14 protein-coding genes are annotated in these 24,086 nt (G+C 39.7%); 6 read left to right on the forward strand and 8 right to left on the reverse strand.

What is annotated here, in order from left to right:
- The first annotated feature begins 79 nt into the window (after positions 1 to 79).
- The 4 genes from DXB63_RS11115 (at position 80) to DXB63_RS11130 (ending at position 10,299) form a co-directional block, all read left to right on the forward strand.
- Positions 80 to 2,659: a LamG-like jellyroll fold domain-containing protein gene (locus tag DXB63_RS11115; protein ID WP_233522848.1), complete on the forward strand. Its 2,580-nt coding sequence runs from the start codon at positions 80 to 82 to the stop codon at positions 2,657 to 2,659.
- Positions 2,660 to 2,670: 11 nt separating this feature from the next.
- On the forward strand, positions 2,671 to 5,958 hold the full coding sequence (locus DXB63_RS11120) for a TonB-dependent receptor (RefSeq protein ID WP_122126489.1): 3,288 nt from the start codon (positions 2,671 to 2,673) through the stop codon (positions 5,956 to 5,958).
- Between the two features lie 12 nt (positions 5,959 to 5,970).
- On the forward strand, positions 5,971 to 7,884 hold the full coding sequence (locus DXB63_RS11125; RefSeq protein ID WP_122126490.1) for a RagB/SusD family nutrient uptake outer membrane protein: 1,914 nt from the start codon (positions 5,971 to 5,973) through the stop codon (positions 7,882 to 7,884).
- Positions 7,885 to 7,977: 93 nt separating this feature from the next.
- Positions 7,978 to 10,299, forward strand: a complete 2,322-nt coding sequence (locus DXB63_RS11130) for a family 20 glycosylhydrolase (RefSeq protein WP_122126491.1) — start codon at positions 7,978 to 7,980, stop codon at positions 10,297 to 10,299.
- A 68-nt stretch (positions 10,300 to 10,367) separates the two neighbouring features.
- Here DXB63_RS11130 and DXB63_RS11135 read toward each other — a convergent pair whose 3' ends face one another.
- The 5 genes from DXB63_RS11135 to DXB63_RS11155 form a co-directional block, all read right to left on the reverse strand.
- Positions 10,368 to 10,544, reverse strand: coding sequence for a histone H1 (locus tag DXB63_RS11135; protein ID WP_122126542.1), 177 nt, complete (start codon positions 10,542 to 10,544; stop codon positions 10,368 to 10,370).
- A 171-nt stretch (positions 10,545 to 10,715) separates the two neighbouring features.
- On the reverse strand, positions 10,716 to 11,450 hold the full coding sequence (locus DXB63_RS11140) for an ABC transporter ATP-binding protein (RefSeq protein WP_122126492.1): 735 nt from the start codon (positions 11,448 to 11,450) through the stop codon (positions 10,716 to 10,718).
- Complete coding sequence (locus DXB63_RS11145) at positions 11,447 to 12,346, reverse strand: glycine betaine ABC transporter substrate-binding protein (protein ID WP_122126493.1); 900 nt, start codon at positions 12,344 to 12,346, stop codon at positions 11,447 to 11,449. Before DXB63_RS11145 ends, DXB63_RS11140 begins: the two co-directional genes overlap by 4 nt.
- 2 nt (positions 12,347 to 12,348) lie before the next feature.
- A complete protein-coding gene (locus DXB63_RS11150) occupies positions 12,349 to 12,990 on the reverse strand; it encodes an ABC transporter permease (RefSeq protein ID WP_122126494.1) in 642 nt (213 codons plus the stop codon).
- Positions 12,991 to 12,992: 2 nt separating this feature from the next.
- On the reverse strand, positions 12,993 to 14,078 hold the full coding sequence (locus DXB63_RS11155) for a hypothetical protein (protein ID WP_122126495.1): 1,086 nt from the start codon (positions 14,076 to 14,078) through the stop codon (positions 12,993 to 12,995).
- A gap of 208 nt (positions 14,079 to 14,286) precedes the next feature.
- On the opposite strand from DXB63_RS11155, the gene DXB63_RS11160 reads away from it, so the two are divergent.
- Complete coding sequence (locus DXB63_RS11160; RefSeq protein WP_122126496.1) at positions 14,287 to 15,189, forward strand: DUF5996 family protein; 903 nt, start codon at positions 14,287 to 14,289, stop codon at positions 15,187 to 15,189.
- 230 nt (positions 15,190 to 15,419) lie between these two features.
- Here DXB63_RS11160 and DXB63_RS11165 read toward each other — a convergent pair whose 3' ends face one another.
- Complete coding sequence (locus DXB63_RS11165; RefSeq protein WP_122126497.1) at positions 15,420 to 17,210, reverse strand: tetratricopeptide repeat protein; 1,791 nt, start codon at positions 17,208 to 17,210, stop codon at positions 15,420 to 15,422.
- Positions 17,211 to 17,543: 333 nt separating this feature from the next.
- Between DXB63_RS11165 and DXB63_RS11170 the strand changes: the two genes are divergently transcribed.
- A complete protein-coding gene (locus DXB63_RS11170; RefSeq protein ID WP_122126498.1) occupies positions 17,544 to 21,287 on the forward strand; it encodes a choice-of-anchor J domain-containing protein in 3,744 nt (1,247 codons plus the stop codon).
- A gap of 214 nt (positions 21,288 to 21,501) precedes the next feature.
- Here the strand turns inward: DXB63_RS11170 and DXB63_RS11175 are convergent, their stop codons facing one another.
- Together DXB63_RS11175 and DXB63_RS11180 are read right to left on the reverse strand one after the other, a co-directional pair.
- On the reverse strand, positions 21,502 to 22,944 hold the full coding sequence (locus tag DXB63_RS11175; RefSeq protein WP_122126499.1) for an ATP-binding protein: 1,443 nt from the start codon (positions 22,942 to 22,944) through the stop codon (positions 21,502 to 21,504).
- 11 nt (positions 22,945 to 22,955) lie between these two features.
- Positions 22,956 to 24,086 (reverse strand): sensor protein KdpD, encoded by a 1,131-nt coding sequence (locus DXB63_RS11180; RefSeq protein WP_122126500.1) that lies wholly within the window; start codon positions 24,084 to 24,086, stop codon positions 22,956 to 22,958.

Raw genomic sequence — 24,086 nt, forward strand, 5'->3', positions numbered from 1 at the left:
TAGAATCCCCTCAGGGTAATAGAGAGGGGATTCTTTTTTTGTTACCCTTAATTTTGTAATTTATTTTATATACGTTATTATGAAGAAACTTTTTGTTTTTGCGTATGCCCTTTTTATGGCATTAGGCTCTTTTTCCCAGACTGTGAACTATGCGCTTGAAAATGCCGATGGTACAGGTAGTGTTAATGCTTTTGCTATTAGAGAATTAAATGATAGTCCCCAAGCTACTTTTCAAATGTGGTTGAAACCTCAAACATGGACAGCCGCAAAATTATTGAGTCAGGATAATTTTTCAGTTGAATTTGGGGAGCAAAATACTATTTTGGTAAAATCAGGTGATAAGTCTGCTACTATTGCTACTCCTGATTTATTGAATGTATGGTCACAACTGACAATTACAGTAACTAATGGTTTTGTAAGAGCATATATTAATAATGTAGAAGCCACTGTTACAGGAACTCTTCCTACTACGTTTCAACCATCTTCGGCAATCTCTACAGATAAGACCTGTATAATAGGACAGGGTTTGGTTGGACAAATAGATGAGATACGTATTTGGAATAAGGCTTTGGAACAAGAGGATTTCTTTTGGCGTAATACACTAAACAAATTCAATCCGAATTATGATGCATTGGTTGCCTATTGGAAGTGTGACCAAGATCAATGTCCGAACTTAGTAGACTATAAATTTGCTCATCATGGCGTATTGAATAATTTGAACCGGGTAGCGGTGACAGATAATGCTAATTTCAGATATCGTGTAGTGACGGGATATACGAATTTGGCACGTTTTACTGATCGTCCCAATATTAACAGGGATATGTTTTTAATGACGAATGATATTATTCTTCTTTCAGGTAAAGTACAGAATGACGGTTCTATCTTCCCTGAATATCCGGATAATTCGGCGACTCCTACCAATGTAGATTATTTAAAAGAATTTGAAGGACATACAGGAGTTATGCATTTTAAGGGAGCCGGTTCCCAAATGGTAGCTCAGGATGGCAGAGCGCCTTTTAATCCGGAATCAAGATTTGGTTATGAATCTCCTAAAACAGTATCTTTGGCCGGTTGGATTTATATTGATTCATGGAAAGAAGGTGCGGAAATCTTTTCTAAAACAGCAGATACGGATAAATATCTGGTCGTAAAATTAGGCAGTGAAAGCGATAAATCCATTATTGTCGATATGTGTGGTTTTGTTGCCACATTGAAAGGAAAACTAGAAGTTGGCAAATGGCAATATTTAGGTGTTTATTTAGCACCGACAGAAACTACTATTGACGATATGTTCAATGCATATTCAGTAATAAAGATAGGAGTTGATTTTACAAACTATACGTCTTTGGCAAATAGTGATGTATTTACTTTGAGTGGTAAAAGTATGACTTATTCCAGTTTTCCGTTGTATGAATCTCCTATTATTATAGGAAAGGGCTTCTCCGGGAAGATGGATAATCTAATGTTATGGGGAGGTTCGACCAGCCGGATAAATTCTGCTAAATCTGATGCGGAAAATGGATATCAATGGAATGTAGGGAGTTGGGATAACATCTTCTTAAATGCTTATTGGACCGGTGATGATCCTGAGAATGTGGGTAAAGATTCACAGAGTTATACCGGTATGATTGATTTTATACGTAATTATTATAAGAATCATCGTGGAGCTAAAATTCGTTTGGGATTAATTTATCCGAATGGTGACGGATGGCAGAAGGGACCTTTGACGGAAAAGGCAAATGTAGATCGTTTTATTGCAGATGCAAAGGTGTTACTTGAAAATTGTGATGGTTTGGATGTGGATTTGGAATGGAGTTATTCTCAATGGCAATATGATATTTTGAATAATGTGGTGAAAAGATTGATTGACGAAGTGATGGCAGGGCATCGTGATACAAAAATTTTTAGCGTATCTTTGCATCAGGTATCATATGGTATTGATAAGAAACTGATAGATGGGATAGACTATTTTACTTTCCAACTTTACGGACCGCAGACTGTAACTTATACGTATGATTGGTATACAAATGCATATCAGCAGTTTATGAATTATGGTTTCCCTAAGGAGAAAACTCTACTTTCTTATGGAGTATTGTTGGTGAACGGTTCTACAGAACAGGGTTATAAAGATTTGTTTGAAAAGATGGGAATGAAAGATGAAAATTATGATTCATCATTGAATATATGGAATGGATGGTATTTTAACGGAGTGGACCAAACAAAGAGGAAGCAAGATTTCATTATTGATAAAGATTGTTTGGGAACGATGTATTTCGATATGGGTAATGATCAGAAAGTTAGTGATTATAAGAGTTTGATTCGTGCCCAGAATGATATAATTGCATCTAATGTGGATTCGTTGATTACAGAAGTGAATATGGTGGATCCTTCTCCAATAGAGCAGACGCCTGTAAGCAAAGAAGGCAAATTATTCTCTTTCTACCCTAATCCGGCAAATGATATGATTGTTGTGAGCCTTTCTGATGATTCAGAGGAAGCTGTAGGTGAGATTTGTACTTTAGATGGGAAGTTGGTAATGCAAACGCATTTATATTCAATGAATAATACAATATCTCTGACTGGTCTGAATGCAGGCTTTTATTTATTAAAGGTTCGTCAGGGAAACAGAAGTTATGCAACTAAATTATGTATTAATTAAAATCTGATATTATGAAAAGAAAAGCGGGAGAGCGCATATTTATGTTGCTTTGCATGTTATTGATTTCAACAATATCTTTTTCACAGATTATTGTAAAAGGAACGGTAACGGGCGAAGATAGCTTTGGAGTACCTGGTGCGAATGTACTTGTAAAAGGTACTACATCGGGAACGATAACGGATATGGATGGAAATTATAGTATTTCCGTTCCTTCTGAAAAATCAGTATTGATCTATAGTTTTGTAGGTATGTCTACACAAGAAAAAACTGTAGGGAAACAAAAAGTGATAAATGTCGTGTTGAAAGACGATAGTGAAGTGCTTGATGAAGTAGTAGTGGTAGGATACGGTACAATGAAAAAAAGTGATTTGACAGGTGCCGTTTCATCTTATCGTCCGGATGAAAAAGAGGCTGGAAAGATGGCTTCTATCGATAATATGCTACAAGGTAAGATTGCCGGTCTTTCTGTAGGAGCATCGGTTGATGCTCCGGGTGCGGCGACGTCTGTTACGATTCGTGGAGCAAACTCTTTACGTGGTGATAATCAACCATTGTATGTGATTGATAATATACCACAAGCGTCTGCAGGTGAGTTTGCAAGTTCCGGTAATGACGGTACTTTTACCATTGCATCGAATGCGTTGAGCTCCTTGAATCCTGCGGATATTGAGAGTATTGAAGTCTTGAAAGATGCTTCTGCCACTGCTATTTATGGTTCACGTGGTGCGAATGGTGTTATTTTGATTACGACTAAGAAAGGTAAATCGGGTAAACCGACTATCAGTGTGTCTGCGAACTTTACGATTGCCAACGCTGCTAAATTGTTGGATATGATGGACTTGAAAGAATATGCAGAAGGCCGTTTGATTCATGGTGGTAAGTCTAAAGATGCTGTCGGTGACGACTGGATGTTAACGAAAGAGGATGAAAAGACAGGAGAACAAGTTTGGAATGATGCTTATCAGTATTTCATAGATGGAAATAATGTGTATCGTAAGAATGGGGAAAAATCAAAACTACCCGAGAAATGGACGCTTTTAAATCCGATTGATTGGCAAAGGGAAATTTATAGCAGTGCATTTTCGCAGAATTATTCTGTAACGGTAAACGGTGGTTCTGATAAAGTTACTTACTTTACTTCTGCTTCTTATAAAAATATTCAGGGCTTGGTAAAAGGTACGGGTTTGAAACAGGGCGACTTGCGTGTGAATCTGAATGCGGATCTTTCTAAAGCCGTGAAGATTGCTTTATCATTAAACGGCTCTATCAAGGAAAATGACATGATGTCCGGAGGTAATACAACGGGTGGTGCTACAGGTGCTGTATCCAATGTAGCTTTATATAGCGCTCCTTATGAGAAATCTGAAGAAGAAATGGAGTTAACGACTCCGAATCTGGCTGACCGTGCAACGGTTTGGACATGGGTAGATGATTATGACGATACGACAATAGAAAAGACATTCCGTGCTTCTTTGGATTTAACGTGGAATATTTGCAAATTCTTATCGTATAACCTTCGTACGGGTGGGAATATTGCTATTCAGGACCGTGACCGTTGGTTTAATATAACATTATATGATGGTGCGGCACAGAATGGATATATTACACAGTCTGATTTTAACCGTAGTAATTATTCTGTAGAAAATGTATTGCAGTTTAACCATAAGGTGAAAGGTATTGTAGATATTAATGCGACAGCCGGTGTAACTTATGATGACTATAATTCTTTGAATACATTGACGGTAGGTAATGACTTTAAAATTTATGATTTTCGTGACAAGGGTATGCACATGGCAGGAAATGTAGAGTCAAAGCAACCCATACAGCGCGATTATCAATTGCTTTCATTCCTTGCCCGTTTGAATTTAGGCTTCTTGGACGGACGCTATTTATTGACAGCTTCCATACGTGGTGATGGTTCCAGTAAATTTAAAGCAGGTAATCGTTGGGCTTATTTCCCTGCTGCAACAGTAGCATGGCGTTTGGAACAGGAGCATTTTATGAAAGATATTTCATGGATTAACCAATTGAAGATACGTGCCGGTTATGGTGAAACCGGTTCGCAGTCTATCGATCCTTACAGTACGTTCTCAAGTTATGGTACACAATTCACTAATACTCCGCAGGGTGCTGATAAACCGGCACAGAGTGCAACCGGTGACGGAAATAAGTTGATCGGTTTGGTTGTGGATAAGATGGAAAATGATGGTTTGAAATGGGAACGCACTACTTCTTATAATGTGGGAATTGATTTCTCATTCTTCCGTGACCGTTTGGGCGGTACTGTTGATTTGTATTCAAAGACAACAAGGGATTTATTGATCCAAAGAGACCTTCCGGCATCTACGGGATATAAGTCCATAACCATTAACCAAGGTAGCTTACGTAATAAAGGTATCGAAATAACATTGCATGGTGATGTGATACGTACGAAAGATTTTACATGGGGAATTTCCGGAAATATAGCTTTCAATCAGCCACGTATTCTTGATTTCGGTTTGCCGGAAGAAGAATGGGGAACGGGACAAAATTGGAAAGCTTATTTAGGTAACAGTATTGGTGATCACTTTGGTGAAGCGAATATCTTTATTGCCGGAAAGGCACCGGGATTGTTTTATGGTTACGAGACGAATGGAATTATCCAAAATGATGATCCTTATATTGATAAAATGACAGGTGCAGGTTCCATTAGTACAATAAAACCGGGTAATTTGAAGTTTGTGGATCAGAATAATGATGGTGTAATCAATGAAAAAGACCGGGTAATTTTAGGTGATCCTAATCCTGACTTTACGTATGGTTTCCAAACAAATTTTGCATGGAAAGACTTATCACTCTCTGTTTCATTTAATGGTGTTTACGGGAATGATATTTTGAATACGAATGCACGTTATTTCATTTTGCCGTCCAATTCGACAAGTATGGTGTATAAGAGTTCTTTCCAAAAGATGTGGCGTGAAGATAATCCATGGATCGGTGCATACTATAGTAATGAAATGCCTTCATTTGGTTCTGTGACTCCGAAAGTTGTTATGGACAGGTATATAGAAGATGGTAGTTATCTTCGTTGCTCTGATATAACATTGGGATACAATCTTCCTAAGAGCTGGGTATCCAAGATCGGTTTTAAGAGCATTAATGTTTATGCATCCGTGAAGAATCCATTCCTTATAACTAATTATTCGGGTTATGACCCAGAAGTGAATAGTTTTGCATTTGATGGTACACGTCCGGGTATTGACATGAGTTCTTATCCTCACACCCGTTCTTATATCTTCGGTCTTAATGTTTCATTCTAATTCTTGATTAATATGAAAAAGAAATTTAATATAATCTATTTGTTACTTGTATTGGTCATGTTCGGGGCTTGTATGGACGAGGATCCTGAATATACAACCAATAGTAAAGTAGTGTATAGTAGTGAGCAATCTGCCCAGATGGCACTGAATGGAATTTACGGTTTGATGGCTGTGCAAGGTTCTTTCGCACAGTTGTTGCCGGAAATAAATACGGAAGCATCCGGACTTTGCTGGACTTCCTTCGTTACTTCCGATAACCGTTGTCAATATACGAATGGTTTGATACCTACGGATAATGAATTTAATAATTTGGTATGGGGAGCATTGTATCAGGCTATTGCTAACTGTAATATTTTCATTAATGCATGTAATAGTAGTGAAAGTGCGAGTTGGGCAACGAAAGCTAATATGGTAGCGCAAGCTAAGTTCATGCGTGCTGTTTGTTATTATAGCTTGTATACTTTTTATGGTGGCGTACCTTTGCGGTTAGAACCATCCAATCGTGATAAAGTGGCAATGCCGCGTGGAACCCGTCAGCAAGTATTGGATCAAATCATAAAAGATTGGACAGAGGCTATTAGTGATTTGGATGAGACTTCTTCATTATCCAGTTCTGCACCTACTGCACCTAATAAATATTCCGCTTATGCTTATCTGACAAAACTTTATTGGTTGATGGGATGTAATGCATGGGCTGCCGAACAGGGAGATACTTGGGCTGCTGGTCAGTTAAAGATAGAATGGCCTGAAATGCAAAGTAGTGAGAGCTATTTCAAGAAAGCGAAAGAATATGGGGATTTAGTTTTAACGAAAAGCAGCTTTGATTTGGAACCGGATTTTAATACATTATTTAATGGTCAGCGTCTGGGCTTCTCTAAAGAATTTGTTTTTGTAATCGATGCAACCAAAAATACAACTGAAAATGTAGGTTATAACTCTTTGCACTGGACATTTTCTCCACAGAACTGTTCACAAGGTGAGACATGGGGACGTTCACAGCCTAATAAATCGTTCTATAACTGGGCTCATGGAACTTATCAGGATGATCCGCGTCTGAAAGTAACATTCTGTTCAAAATGGGTGAAATATGTGAATAAACAACCATCGGATGAAATTCAGGTTGCGTATCCATATGTATCGAAAACACGTAAAGATACAGTTGGTTGGGAATATTCTGTAATTTATGAAGGTTTACCTCCTGTTTTAGTTCCTATAGAAGAAACTGTAACGGAAATTGTTGATTCGATAGATTTTTCTGATTTTGCTAAGTATGCAGATGTAACTAATCCGAAGCCGAGTGAATTGGATTCATTAGTGAGAGATGCTTATTGTAGAACAAAAGGTCCGTCTGACTGGAATATTAATGACTGGCCATATTTTGGTAAGTATATGACGAATGATTGTTCCGGACGTTATGCAAATAATAATCTGTACGTTTATCGTTTTGCGGATTTCTTGTTGCTGATGGCCGATGTGGAAAATGAATTGAACAATACGGGTACGGCAATCGGATTGGTAAACAGGGTATTGCAACGCGCACGTAATTCCTCAAAGCCGGCTTCCGTATATCCAAAGGATTTGCAAGGTACAATGGGTAAAGATGATGTCCGTAAGTACATTTTCCATGAACGTCTTTTTGAATTGGCTGCGGAATTTGACGGATTTATAGATACTCGTCGTCGTGGTATTGAATGGCGTAAGAATGAAGTTTTAATGCGTAATAATAATGATAGCATAACTTCTGCATGTTATCATTACGGACTTGAAAATAATTATTCAGCTCAGTGGAGAGAGTATTGGTATCCGAATGATGGAGCAGAGGACTGGGATGGTTATTTGATTCGTAATCAGTTGATTCCTATTCCTAGAATGGAAATGAGTTCAAATGACATGATATCATTGAAAGACCAGAACCCGGGGTATTAGTTTTTGAGGTAGTTAGAAAAGGGAGGGCGTTTTGCGCCCTTCCACTTTCTATAAATTATAGGTAAAAGATTTATGAACCTTCTTTATAATATTATGAAACAGCATATTTTTATATTTCTCATTTTAATTACTGTATTTACAAGTTGTAAAGTTGCCGTTACAAGAGATTTGGATGCACAAATTGTTCCGGAACCGGAAAAGATGGTATTGGACAAAGGCGAATTTGTTTTTTCTTCTAAAACGACTATTGCAGTAGATAATAGTGCTCAACAATCAGATGTTGCTTCTCAATTGGCCGGATTATTTGAACAATCGGCAGGATTCGTTCCTAAATTTGTGGATGATGTTTCTCAAGCAGATGTGGCATTTGTAACAGATTCTACTTTGAAGGAAGAAGCCTATCGATTAATCGTCTCTGCAGATAAGGTACGGATTGAATCTTCTGACTCCAAAGGGGCTTATTACGGCGTACAAACTTTACGCCAATTACTTCCTGCAGAATTAGAGAGTCCTACTGTTACTAAAAATGTATGTTGGAATGTTCCGGTATTGACGATTGAAGATAGTCCTCGTTTTGAATATAGAGGATTGATGTTGGATGTTTCCCGTTTCTTTATGCCGAAGGAGACTGTTTTGAAGATTATAAATGCTGCGGCTATGTTGAAAATAAACAAGCTTCATTTTCATTTGGTCGATGATCAGGGATGGCGTTTGGAAATAAAGAAATATCCTAAACTTACGGAAGTCGGTGCATGGAGAGTATATCGGGAAGGTCCATTTTCTTTAAAGAAAAATCCTACAGCTCCGGGGGAGGAAACTCCTGTGGGAGGATATTATACTCAGGCGGATATTAAAGAAATTGTTTCATTTGCAGCAGAAAGGCAAATAGAGGTGATACCGGAAATAGAGATGCCGGCACATTCCAATTCTGCATTGGCTGCTTATCCTCAATATGCATGCCCGGTGATAGATCATTATATTTCTGTATTACCGGGAATGGGAGGCCGTAATTCAAATGTCGTTTATTGTGCAGGAAACGATAGTGTATATGCTTTTTTGCAGGATGTATTGGATGAGGTTTTAGAATTATTTCCTTCTGAATATATCCATTTGGGAGGTGATGAGGCTAATAAGGAGGCATGGGAGAAATGTCCTAAATGTCGTGCACGTATGCGTAAAGAAGGTATTACTAATGTAGAAGACCTGCAAGGTTATTTTATGGATCGTATGACGAAATATGTGCAGAGCAAAGGGCGTACGGTAATCGGTTGGGATGAATGGACAAATAGTAAAGTTCCTGAAGGAGCTGTAATATTCGGCTGGCAAGGTCTAGGAACAGCTGGTTATAAGGCTGCACAACAAGGACATAAGTTTGTAATGACTCCTTCACAGATTCTTTATTTGGATTATTATCAAGGACCGCAATGGTTTGAACCTCGTACTTATTTCGGTAATAATACAATGAAGAAAATTTATGATTATGAACCCGTACAAGCTGATTGGGAAGCTAAAGCTGCTGAAAATCTATTAGGAGTACAGGCTTCTATGTGGACCGAATTTATAGAAAGTCCGGAACATGTGGAGTATATGGTCTTCCCACGTGTAGCGGCATTGGCTGATATTGCCTGGGCACAGAAAGGGACAAAAAACTGGGCAGGTTTTTTAAAACGTTTGGATAAACTGACAAAACGTTGGGAATATATGGGAATCGGTTATTCTAAATCAATGTATAATCTAGATCATGTCGTGAAACCGGAGAATGATGAATTGAAAGTCATCTTGTCATGTACGCGTCCTGATGTGGATATTAGATATACGTTGGATGGAACGAGTCCTACTTTCGCTTCTACATTATATACCGATACTTTGGTCGTTACGAAAAATATAGTTGTTAAAGCTGCAACATTTGTAGGGGAAGAGAGTAAAGGGGAAGTGTTAACATTAGATTTGAAGTGGAATAAGGCTACAGGAAAAGCGGTGATTGGTAATACAAATCCGAATGTATTCTTATTAACGAATGGAGTAAGGGGAACTGATAAGCATACTGACTTTGAATGGTGTGGCTGGTACGATCAAAATGTATCTTTTACGTTGGATTTAGGTGAGGAAGATACTTTTGATAAAGTAACATTAGGTCATGTGGTTAATTATGGTATGGGAGTACACTACCCAAAATCTATTGTACTTTCGGTATCGGATGATAATAAACAATTCAAGAAGATTGGAACTTTGAGTTTTACAGAAAAAGAGATATTCCGGGATGGTATCTATATGGATGAGTTTAAGTTTGATGATTTATCCTCTAAAGGTCGTTATTTAAAATTCGATATTGCAAGTCCGGGTGAAACCCCATCTTTCCATCATAGGGCAGGTCAAGGCGTTTGGCTTTATTTTGATGAGATAGGAGTCTATTGAGCTGATAAATGAAAAAGCCTTGCAATGATTATTATTGCAAGGCTTTTTTGTAACATTGGGTAAATCTATTATTTTTTAGATTCTTCCAAAGATGCTTTTCTGAATTCTTTTAGCATTTTTTCTAGTTCCAAAGAGCTCTTGCGTGCACGAGTACCGGCAGCTTTGTTACCTTTTTCCATCTGTGCTGTTGCATCTTCAGTAAATGCAGTGAATTCAGCCTGAATTTTTTCTACTAATTCTTTCATTTTATTCGGAATAATTTGATTAAACAATCTGGTTGCCTGAAAGCACCCAACTAATTTGTCTGCAAATATAATTGATTATGAATATCTGAAAAGGATTTTACCGGAATTATTTTTCAAAAATAGGATTTTCTCTTTATTTACTCGATATTTAAACGATTTTTGTACAAACAGTCAATTAATTTGCACTAATTCTTTCACAAAAGCAGTGGCCGGGGAAAGAGTGATCTCTTCAGGTGTACCGTCTTGTTCAACCTTTCCTTTGTTCATAACCAGAATACGTGTCCCCAGTTTTAATGCTTCTTTTATATCATGGGTTATAAACACGATGGTGACTCCGAGCGTTTGGTGGATACGTGCTATTTCATTCTGCAACATTTTGCGTGTGATCTCATCAACAGCTCCGAAAGGCTCGTCCATCAATAGAATTTCGGGGTTGGCGGCAAGCGCACGCGCGATGCCGATTCTTTGACGCTGACCGCCGGATAACTCTGCGGGATAACGTTCCAACATTTCACGTTCCAAACCCACTACTTCGATAAGACGCTCCACAGCTCTGGCGGTACGCTTTTTGTCACGGCGGTTTAATAATTCGGGTACATAGGCGATGTTTTTGCGCACATTCATGTGAGGGAACAGCCCAATACCTTGTATGACATAACCAATATTGCGACGCAGGAGAGTCTGATTCTCCCTGGCAATATCTTTACCGTCTACGTAGATAGTGCCTAGAGTAGGGGTTAGCAGACCGTTTATCATTTTCAGCATCGTGGTTTTTCCGCTACCGGAACTTCCGATAACCGTTACGAATTCACCTTTATTAATAGATAAATTGAAATCGGCGAGGACTAGGTTTTCTCCGTATGATTTTGATACGTGGTCAAAACGGATGATTGCATCGGTTCTCATTTTTGCACCTCCTCTTTATGTAATAAACCTTTCTTTTGCAAGAAATCATGAGCCACTTCTTTCTCCGGGCGTCCCTTTACATCTACCTGATAATTCAGTTCGGACATTTCCTGATCGGTCAGGAGGCCTTGCATCAGCTCTAACGCCTCTTTCAATCCCGGATGGGTTTTAAGTGCATCTTCCCGTACAACTGTTGCACAGTAATAAGTAGGAAAGTAGAATTTATCATCTTCTAGTGTTACCAATCCTGCGCCACTTAACTGTCCGTCGGTGGTGAATACATTCATAATATCTATTTTCCCTGATTTGATGGCTTCATATTTCAATCCTATATCCATATCCTTGTTACCCTTAAACTTCAGGTTGTAATATTTGCATAAGTCGTAATATCCTTTGGGTATCTCGAAGAAATCGTATTCCGCTCCGAGTGTGAACTTTTCCGGATACTGTGCCAGGTCGGAAAACTTCTTTAAGTGGTACTTTTGAGCATTTTCTTTGCTTACGGCAAGACTGTATGCATTGTTGAATCCGTATGGAGCTATCCATTCCAAGCCATATTTGTCATGGTATTCCTTTTTAAGCTCTTTATATAACTGTTCCGGAGCAGGAAAGGAGTCTTTTTTCAAAACTACCAGCCAACCGGTGCCTGTATATTCGGGATATAGGTCGAATTCACCTTTTAGCAGAGCAGGGTGGATATTGCTTGTTCCGCCACCGATACCTTTGGTTATCTCTACATTATAATTCGTATTTTCTTCTATCAGTTGTGCCAGCATTTCACCGAGAATGAACTGTTCCGTCATCGGTTTGGTAGCAATACGAATCGTGTCTTTTTTCTCACCGCAGGCAACGAAGATTAGCGATGCGATGAATAGTAGTGTTATTTTTATTTTCATAACTATAATAATTTACGTTTCTTTTTAATGTGTCTTTCATATCTTCCCACTCCGAAGTCGGCTAATAAGGCAAGAAGTGCAATTAATAGACTTCCGGCAACGGTCATTGCACTATTGTTGGTCGTGATACCCCGGTAGATAGCTACTCCCAACCCTCCTGCACCGATAAATGCGGCAATTCCGGCGAGTGCGATTGTCATGACCATCATGTTGCGTATGCCGGACAGTATCACCGGAAAGGCTAGCGGAAGTTTTATTTTCCATAATATTTGGAAAGGCGTACTTCCCATTCCCCGTGCTGCTTCTATTATTTCTTTGTCGATGCCTGTAATTCCTGTGTAGGTGTTGCGCACCATCGGAAGCAGTGCATAGACAGTCAGGGCTATGATGGCAGTGGTATTGCCGATACCTGTTGCCGGAATCAGAAAACCGAATAGAGCTATGGAGGGGATTGTATAGACAAAATTTGTCAGTCCCAATACTACTGATGCCGATTTACGGTATTGGCTTATCATTACTCCAAGAGCTAACCCGATGATGATGGCTCCTGCAATGGACGTGACCGATATTTGGATATGTTCCCATGTCAAGCTAAGGAAGAACTGCCACCGGTCTGCATATATTTTAAATAATTCTTTTATCATGGCTAAAAATAATATCCGAAGTTAATGTTCAATCGTGCGTGCCAGGAATTGCTTCCGTTGCCGTAGGCAAAGGCTCCCCAGTCCGGTCCCAACCATGCGTGATGTTTCCCCATGGCGTAATCGATATAGGTATAGATCGGTCCGGCAGCTATCATACATCCTGCCACGTTTTCAAAACTATCCTTTTGCTTTTTATCCCACTTTTGCAACCATCCGAAGTCATTGTAGAACTGAATACTTTTCACCGGTCCCCAATTCAGCGGGATGGTGTAGGCAACTCCCAATGTGTAGGTGTTGGCTTTTGCCGCTACGGCATAAGGAGCACCGTAAGCTGTCATCATGATTGTGTCGCGGCTCTCTCCGGCTTTGTTTTTGGGATACATGGCGTAGGTAGATATTTGTGTCTTTACGCTGAACCCTTTCCAAAAAAGTTCATGATGGACGGCAAATGCAAAGTGAGTGCCTTTGCCTTTTGTATCGAGGTTATAGAGTTGTCCGAACTCTGCGGATGCGCCTATCTTCTGTCGTACATTGTCACCCCATTTGTAGAAGAGCTGACCGTTGAACTGGTTGATTTCCTTATTTCTTCCTCCTACATCGTATCCGTAACGGTCGCCGGATGTTTCTGCTTTAGGATCGAACAGCATTTCATCTGCATTCTTGAAGAATGCGGCGGCAAAGTCCCAGTGATTTCCTTCATAGACATATTTGATACCCATATCCGAATCGTCTTCCAAACCTACATAATAGTTGATGTTAAACAGGAAGTTATTGGAACCTACGGGCTGTATACCGAAAGGTACCCGTGTCAGCCCCAGTTGCAGTTGGGATTTCTCATTGAATTGATAACCGAACCAGCCGTATTTCAGCATCGGACCGCCGAAATCCTTTACATAGAAACGATAGTCGGCATCAAACAGGAATTTCTTATAAGAGCCGTGAAGGTGGAGTAGGAGGACGTCATATCCGAATGCCCCTCCTGTATGGTCTTCTTTCCAATCGGAATAATTATAGTTGAATCGGAGTGCGCCTCCCAAGGTGAATTGAGGTAATTCTTTTGTCGGTTGTCCTGCAAATATGCCTTGCATTGTCAATAGTGATAATGCAAACAAAAATATCTTTTTATATTTCATAATGAGTCAGTAGTGTTTGATATGAGTTTATATAGTTTTGTAATCTCTCTTCATTTAACTATAACAAATGAAGGTTAATATGGTTCACTCTTTTTTATTGAACTATTTCAACAGTTTGTTTGTTTATCTGTCATATTTATAAATAACTTAATAACAGACCAATATGAATATTTCTTTTATCAACTATCCTGAATGGCAGGATACGGCGGATACGCTTCATATGCTTTTACAGATTACGGGAAAAATAAAACTGGAACGTTGTGACAAACGTCCTGAATGGGCACATGCCCGTCAATATCTCACCATAGACGGAATGACTACAGGTATTATACAGGGAGACCGTTCACCGTTCGAGATTCAGGTAAACTTTCGCAAGCATCATATCGAAGTGCGCAGTGCGGAAGGTAAACTGACGCTTATTCCTTTGAAAGACGGCATCACGATAGCCGATTATTATCAACAACTGATGGATGCTTTGGCTTATATCGGTTCTCCTTCTAAAATAAATGTACGTTCACAGGAGTTTTATGATCAGGTAAGTTTGGATAAGGATACCAAGCATCATTCTTATGATGCAAAAGCGGTTACGATGTTTCAGGATAATTTGCTTTTTGCTTATGATGTGCTGAATCGCTTCTTGTCTCCTTATCGTGGAAAAGCTGATTTCCCCGCTTATTATTTCGGGACGATGGATTTGTCGTGTATCCTGTATAGTGGTGAATATGCTCCGATGCCTAAAAAAACGCCTATTTCATATCATGCTTTTGATGAAAGTAATTGTGAGTTTGGCTTTTGGCCGGGTGATGTGCGTGCTCCCAAACCTTCGTTTTATGTAATGCCATATCCTTTTATTTCCGATATAGAGGGTAATGAAAAGATGCTTCGCCCGGAAAGAGCTGTGTTTATGCCGGAGAAGAAAGAGTTTTTCCTTACATTGGAAGATGCTTTTTCTTACAAAAATCCGAAAGAGACTATTGTCGACTTTTTCCGTAGCAGTTTTGAAATATTGCAACGCGTACGTCGTTGGGAAAATATCGATTGGATAACGCAACCGTTGGGATATTAACATCTTTCATTAGGGATCGGTTTTGGTGATCGTCGGAGAATTTGGTTTCTTTATAAGGAAGAAGTTGGATTTTTACTCAGGTGAAACAATATTTCCACAAGGGTGAAACAACTTTTTCATCCGGGTGAAAATATTGTTTCACCCTTGTGGAAGTATAACTTCTTCTAAGGCGAATCAGAAGAATAACCCGATAGGATGAATAAACTTCCCTGTCCTTTTGGATTAATAGCTTAGAACTGCATTAAAAACTTGGATAAGTCTTCATTCTGTGATAGTGCCAGTTTCTTGCGGAGCCGGTTACGCGCAGCTTCCACACTACGGATTTCCCTGAATGTGATATCGGCTATTTCCTTATTGGAAAGCCCGATGTGTATTAATGCGCATAATCTTAATTCCCTAATAGTCAGGTTCGGATATTTTGCACTGAGTGTATCGTAGAATTTTTGATAGATGTTTTCAAAAGAATCTATAAATTCTTTCTGTGTGCTGTCGTTACTCATCTGGTTTAATCTGGAGATGATATCGCGGATATGTTTCTTCGTATTATTATCTCTGGGGTTGAGTTCCAGTAGTAGCTGCTTTAGTTCTTCAATCAGAACCATTATAAACTCTTGGCTGCGTATAGCTTGCAGCGAGAGCACTGTTCGTTTCTTTTCGTTCAGGTTGAGCAGCTCGTTTTTCTTTTCAATCTCATCTATCAAAGACATAATTCGGTCTCTTTGTCCCGACAGCATATCCTGCCGTTTGCGTAAATGCCTGCGTACTTTATTGAAATAGTTCTTCCTCTCTTTTCTTAGTTTCAAGATACCGTAGATAAATCCGAATAAGATAATCATTACTGAAATAACGGAAATGATACGCATCAGACGGATTGTTTTGGTTTGCTCCTGCTGTATCTGTTCTATTTTTGTGTGTTGCTGTTGCTCTTCCAGATACATATTCAATAAGTTGTCTACTTGCGTCTGCTTGTCGGAAGCAAGTATGGAGTCTCTTATATTTGCATACTGTTTTAAGTAGAAATTAGCTTGAGCATAGTCCTTTTTCTTTTCATAGAAGCTGGATAGCCGGAATAATATACCTGTATTATCAGTTATGCTGTTATTTTGATGGGCTACTTTCAGCGTCTTCTTCAGATAATATAGGAAAGAATCTTCTTGTTGAACATATATTTCTGCCATCATGTTATAGGTATTCATCAAGTATCTATGTTCATTATGCTTTTCCTGATAACTTTTTACTTCCTGCAAATATTGCAATGCCAATTTCCGTTCTCCTTTATGAAGATAGATGCCGGAAATATTACGCAACATCAGCATAATCATGCTGGAATCTTTCCGGGCTTTCAGTTGGTGTATTGCTAGAAAAGCGTACTCCAGAGCTTTATTATGGTCATTTTGTTTGCTGGCAAGAACAGACAGGTTATTGTAGTTAACAAACAGTTTCTCTTTGTCTTTTAATTCTTCATTGATACGAATTGCTTTTGTATAGATAGAATCTGCCTTTGCATATTGATGCTGTTCTGCATAAGTCGCGGCAATGTTATTGTAAAGCACCGTTGTCTCAGACTTTAGATTTTTATATTCTGCCAGTGCCAATGCTTTAAAGAATATATTCATTCCCTGACTGGCCAATCCGATATTTTGATAAGCTACTCCATATTGGTCTAATATGTTGATATATATGGAGTACGCTTCTTTTTCATCCGGTATAATTTCTTTTAATATAGGTTGGCAATAAGATATGTAGCTTATAACGTCGTGATGATTGTCTTGTTGATGCAAACTGAAACAGATGTCAAAAACAACTTGTTCGGCGGCAATCAAGTTTTGTTTAGAAGGATTTAGTTGTAATAGTGAGTCAGCTTTTTGGACATATGCTTGATTGAGGGCAGATTCATGGTTTGCCGCAACTATCTTCGATTTATTCAATAATTTCCGGTAGTTATCGGTTGTCGTATTAGAGTAAGCAGATAAGGTGCTTAATGATAATAACAGAATGAATGTAATTGATTTACGAATCATTATAAGCGATATGATGTTTAAAGTGAGAATTTATTTAATGACAAATATAAGAAATAGTTAGAGAATACAGGCTTTTCTTTAAAATAAAGACAGGAAAAGGGTGGAAAAATAAAGAAAATATGTCTTTGTTACTTTTTATAACGGTATTATATGTAATTGATATATAACTTATTATATAGGTATATGGTATTTTTGTAGGTACGGTTTAACAATGTTATCGTAGCATAGTAAGGGCAGATGCCTCATACAGTTATGCAAAATATGATTTACTTTGTCAAAAAGAGATGTGAAACGATTTATCATCTTCAATTATTAATTAAATAAATCGATCTTATGAAGAATCTGTTACTTACGTTTTGTTTCATTCTTATTGCTGTTACAAGTTATGGACAAGCATTGAATGAAGGATTTGAAGGAGAAACATTTCCACCGGAGGGTTGGACTGTGAAAAGCTCAGGGGACATTTATAAATGGAAATCAATTCCTTATACAGACAATGGTTTAAAGAACTTGTCGGGATTTGTACAGGGAGGAGAGAATGCCGCTTTATCTATTACCGGCTATTTGTCTGTGGACTATGGAAGATCTAACCCGGATTCTTGGTTGATAACACCAAAGATTACCGTAAATAATGGAGATATCCTGAACTTTATGATGGGATATGCTTCATCTTACAATGGTATGGCAACGATTCCGGATGAAGCGAAAATAAAGTTTGAAGTGGCTGTTTCTTCAACAGGAACAGATGAAGCAAACTTCGAAACGGTTATCCTGTCTATTCTTCCTCAATCTACCGATAATTGGAATAATTACAGTGTTGATTTGAGCCGCTTTGCCGGGCAGGAAATCTATATTGCTTTCCATGATTATGGAACGCCGCAGGCTTTCCCTATGTTGATTAATTCCCTGTATCTGGATAATATTGTGATAAATCAGGTGAAGGCTTCGGATTTGTCTGTTATAGCGGTTGATAGTCCTATTTCCAGTTGTGAGACGGAGCAAGTAGTAAAGGCTACTGTTAGGAATGTAGGTTATGATGTCGAGTCGTATAAGATGAACTATCAGGTGGGTAATAATCCGGTAGTTACCGAAATGGTGAATGAAGTATTGGCCGGTGGAGATCAGCGGGAATATACTTTTCAGACACCTGCAACATTGAGGTCAGGCAATGAATATGAAATAAAAGTATGGGTTGAATCTGATGCGGATGTTAATCATGATAATGATGCGCAAACTGTTTCTATTGCTATTGGAGATGAGATTGATTATCCGTTTACCATGACAGATGATAATGCAGAGACGGCATTCATGAGCACTACTACCGGAGGAACCGGTTGGCATTATTATAATGATGAGTTAAAAGGTTGGTGCTGGACATTGACTTATAATGCCAGTTATTTAATGAGTAGCTGTATTTCTTTGCCAAAGGGAACGGTAAAAATATTATTTGATTACCGTACATTGGTAGAAGCGGATTTAGAGGTGTATCTTGTGAAGGACTTTAGTGAATTGACTCTTAGCGGTACCGGTAATCTGGCTGTTTCTCCGGCGTATTCTTCAACAAGCATGTCGATTGATGTGCCGGAAGCAGGGCTTTATACATTGGCAATAAAACCTGCCGTTACTTATATGGGACAGCTTTTTCTGGACAATATACAAATAAAAGATCCGTATGATGATGTGACCGTCCTTTCGATTGATTCTCCGGCATTGAATGCGACGTTGGCAAAGGATAATGTGGAGTTGAAGGCTACTTTTAAAAATATAGGAAATAAAGATTTAACAAATATAGCAGTGTATTATCAATTGGATAACGGCACTAAAGTGGAAGAAACAATCGCTTCCATGACAGTTGGCGAAAGTGTTGAATATACTTTTAAAACGGGTAAGATTGATTTAAGTGCTGTCGGAATGCATACTTTAACGGTCGGGACTAAATTGCCTACGGACGGAGATCCCGGTAATGATTCTAAATCCTTAACTATTTCATCATATGAGGCACAGGCGTTTCCTTATAAAGAGAGTTTTGAAATCACGGAAAATAATTCAAACTGGATCATATCCAATCCGGACAATGATGTTGTCTATTGGGAGCTGATGCAAGTTATAGACGGACAAGTGAATTATGCTAAAGATGGAGTCAACGCTGCTTATATCAGTTCATTGGCAGGTACCGAGCATAATGATTGGCTTATCTCACCGGCAATCAACACTCCTAAAGGTAACGCACGTATCTCATTCTATTATCTGACGCGAATGTCATCGGCATCTGCTGTGGACGGATGTAATATAAAGGTTTATCTGACAAAAACAGATCAACCGGATGAAATAAAGAAAGGAGAACCATTGTGCGTTGCTACGTTGACTAATGCTAATTTATTGAATTACAAGCAGGGATATGTATCTGTCGATGTTCAGGAAGCAGGTAATTATTATCTGGCATTTTACAATGACGGACAGGGGCATGATATAATTCTTGATGATATCCGCTTTGATAAGGACGAAGATATGTGTATGATTACTGCAACAAATTCGGCCGAGACCGGATTTAACCTGACGGAAAATACAGTTACCTTGAAAGTGGCAAATCACGGAACTACCGTGAGAAGCAACCTGCCATTATCTTATACTGTGAATGATGGGAAAGAGATAACGGAAACTTATGTCGGAGATATAGCTCCCGGAGATACGGTTACCCATACATTTACTACGAAAGTCGATATTTCGGCAAACAATACTTATATTATTAAGGTGGCAGTGAAAGATCCTGATGATATTGATGCTTATAATAATTCATGGGTGGCTCCGGTCATTATTAATTATGAGAATGGTTCTATTCCGTATCAATGCGATTTTGAAACAGATTTGGAACGTTTGTACTGGATCTTCGGAGGTACTTGGGCTACAGGCAATAATTTTTCCTCAAGCCGTTCTGCTTATAGTGGCACCGGTGCTATTTATCATTCGGGCTCGGCAATGAACCCCGATGGAGACTGGGCATATTCAGGATGTATAGATATTGAGGCAGGGACTTATGATTTCAGTTTCTTCTACCGCACTTTCCTTAATATGATTGATCCGGAAGTATATGGGCAAGACTTTGAAATATTCTTAGGTACTGCGCCTGATAGTGAATCAATGACCATATCTGTGTATAAGGCGGAAAAATCAATTGTCAGTACAAAACAGTACAAGAAAATATGTAAGAGTATCAGCTTGAATCAGTCCGGCAAGTATTATATTGGTGTGAAGTGCTCTTCCACAACAACGGCAGGTAATTTTTATATGGATTTATTCTCTATAACGAAACCTGTAACGACGGGTATGGAGCTGGGAACGTATGAGGCTGATTTTGCAAACAGGGAAGACGAATGGTATCATTACAATCCTTCAAGAGCTTTCCAGCAGTGGGCACAGGTATCGGAAGGTGATGCAACGTTTATGCAAACCAATCGTGCCGCTTATTCCTATATGGATATTCCCACCGAATTGCCGGGTGTATATGTTGCGCCGGTATTTCAGTGCCGCAAAGGTGATGAAATACATGTGAGCTTTGATTATCAGCTATCCATTGATTACCCGGAAAACCTTGAAGAAGAAGAGGTGGCAAAGATAAATATCGGAATGTATATGGCAAGAGAGGATATGCCTGAGTCATTTACGGAGACTATCGCTATCGGTAAGGTTATATCTGAGGATAAACAAACAGCAACAGGTATGGTAACCATTCAGGAAGACGGACTTTATTATTTCGGATTTATAGCCGACGGTCAGAAGAAGGCTGCTAAAGGAACTGTGATAACTACTTATAATCTGTATTCGGCAAAGATATGGAACACGAATCCTCCACAGTCTATATCGCAAGAGTATATGAATGGTACTTATATTTTCTCGGACAATGTTTTGTCTATTCTGAAAGAGTATAGTGTGGCTAGGGTTTATACCGTGAATGGTATGTTGGTTGGCAACTATTCTGGTACGGATAAAATCGATATGGATACTATGTCTAAGGGATTGTATATTCTATCAATAGTTACGGATGACGGCATAGTGACCGGTAAGGTATACGTGAAATAAAGAATCGTTGAGGATTTGCACGATATGATTTGTAGAAGGAGGTTGTGCCAAAAGTCAAAGCATCTAAGTTTCCCCGCTTGAGCGGGGATTAAGGGGTGTGTGATCTTTCTTTGCTTATTAAACTGTTAGAAAATTCACACACTCCCTACCCCCGCTCAAGCGGGGGAATTGAGATAGTTTTGACACAATCTCCTTCTTTAATATGACAGATTCTCTATTTCACTTTAAACCGAATGACAAACCGGCTTCCTTTCCCTACTTCGCTTTGGATAGTGAGTGTCCCGTTGTGCGCTTCTACAAAGTCTTTGGATATGGAAAGTCCTAAACCGCTACCTTGTACTTTAGTACCGGGTACACGGAAATAACGGTCGAAGATACTTTGATGGTAACGCGGATCAATGCCTTTGCCGAAATCTTGAACGTACATTTCCACATAGTCGTCTTCTTGACGGGCACCGATAATTACCCTCCCGTTTTCCGGAGAATAGCGGATGGCATTGCTTAGTAGATTGGTGAGCACCCATGCTATTTTTTCACTGTCCACGAACAGTTTGCTTACTTTCTCTTCAGGATATTCTACCTCTATCTGTATACCGAATCGTTCTGCCTGTACACGGTTGGCTTTAATGGCATAGTCTATTAACTCAATTGGTTTGGTAATCTTCGGCATGAGTTGCAGTTTGCCGGCCTCCACTTGCGTCAGGTTAAGCAGTTCACCGGTGATGCCCAGCAGACGTTCGCTGTTTTCTTTGATACTCTTGGATAGCTCTTCCTGTTCTTCATTGAGTGCACCTACCCGCTTGTCTTCCAATAATTGAAGGCTCATCAGGATGGCGGAGATTGGGGTTTTCAACTCATGGGAGATAGTAGAAATAAAAGTTGTCTTAGCTGCATCCAGTTCTTTGAATTCCGTGATGTTCTTCAGCAGGATGACGTCTCCTATATAAGTCTGTTCTTTCTCGCCGGTCTCTACCATCTTTATAGGGATGTATTTGGCTTGGAAATAACTCTCCTTGTTGTCTGCGTAGATTTTGAGTGGTTCTTTCGTATCACCGGGGTTGAGCAGTTCCCGTATCAGGCGACGCAATAAATCATTTTTCAGGGATAGTTCGGGAGCTGATTGATTGATAATGGCTTCCCGTTTCAGGTTCAGCACGTTGAGAGCTGCCTCGTTGACAAAGACGATCTGTTTATCTTTATTCAGCCCGATGATCGGTTCGGTGATGCTGTTGACGATTGCCTCAATATATTTCTTGCCTGCAAGCAAGTCGGATAAAGTGCTTGCCCGGTATTCAGCCAGCCGTTCCGCCATGCGGTTGAAACTTTCGGCTACTTCTATAAACTCCTCATTCGGGCCGAGATTCAATCTTTTCTGATAGTTATGGTTGGCTATCTCCATGATGCCGTTGGTCAGTTCCTTGATGGGCTTGTTGATGGAGGAGGGTAGGCGGAACAACATGCCGATTCCGATAAGAATGCAGGCAATGCCTACGATGTAGATCCACATCAATGCCCGTTGCAAGCCTGGACCTGCTGCAGGGCTGTCAGGCTCGGTGGCAGTCAGTATCTGGAGGTTTACTGCCGAAAGAACTACCAGCAGTACAATCATGGCTACCAATACGCCTATGCCGAAAGTGAGTTTCGTTTTAATGTTCATGGCTGTTCATGTTAATTGCAGGCTAAGATAATCAAATCTATGTTAGACTGCGACAGTGTATCTATTAATTTTTTGTAATGGGTAATGGAGAAGTATATCTGTGGTAGCTTGAAAGACGGACTTCCCATGCACACGGTACTGATTTGCTTTTCCTTGCATATTTTCAGGATGCTTCCGATGATATCCGCCGACTGTATCTGCACTACTTCACCGCCTAATTCCGTAGCGAGTTTGAAGTGATTGAGCAGATGGCGCTGGCTGGCGAGAGGAATACGGTCGGGATTCTCTTTGGGTGTCTGCACGTACAGGGCAACGAATTTGGTGTTGTAACGTGCGGCGAGCCTTGCTGCTTTACGGATGATCTTGCGGGGTGTCTTCTCATGACTGCTGATACAGGCGAGAAACTTCTCATGTCGCACCCCTACATTGGATATCACCACCTCGTTCTCCACCTTGTTCTCTACCCGGAGTGCTACCTCTTTTAGGGCAAGTTCGCGCAACTGGAGAATATGTTCTACCGTGAAGAAGTTGTTCAACGCATGTTCTATCTTCTCCGGGCGGTATATCTTTCCGGCTTTCAGACGGGTGATGAGTTCTTCGGCGGTGAGGTCGATGTTGACTACCTCGTCTGCCTGTTCGAGAACACTGTCGGGGATGCGTTCCTTTACCTCGATGCCGGAGATGCGATGCACCTCTTCGTTAACACTTTCAATATGCTGGATATTGACGGCACTGATTACGTTGATACCTTCCTCGAGCAAATCGAGCACATCCTGCCATCGCTTTTCATTCCGGCTGCCTTCCACATTGGTATGTGCCAGTTCGTCAATGATGACAATTTCGGGATGAATCCGTATGATGGTATCCAGATCCATTTCCTCTATTTCTTTTCCTTTATAGAATATCTTCCGGCGGGGGATGACGGGCAGTCCTGTCACTAATGCTTCCGTGTCCGGTCGTCCATGCGTCTCAATGTAACCGATCTGCACATCCACTCCTCCGGCTAGAAGCTCGTGAGCCTCCGTCAGCATACGGTAAGATTTGCCTACTCCGGCTATCATACCGATATAGATCTTAAATTTACCGCGACGCGACTTCTTTATCAGGTCGAGGAAGTGTTGCACGTTTTGTTCTCTATCCAT

Source organism: Bacteroides sp. OM05-12 (assembly GCF_003438995.1).
GTDB lineage: Bacteria > Bacteroidota > Bacteroidia > Bacteroidales > Bacteroidaceae > Bacteroides.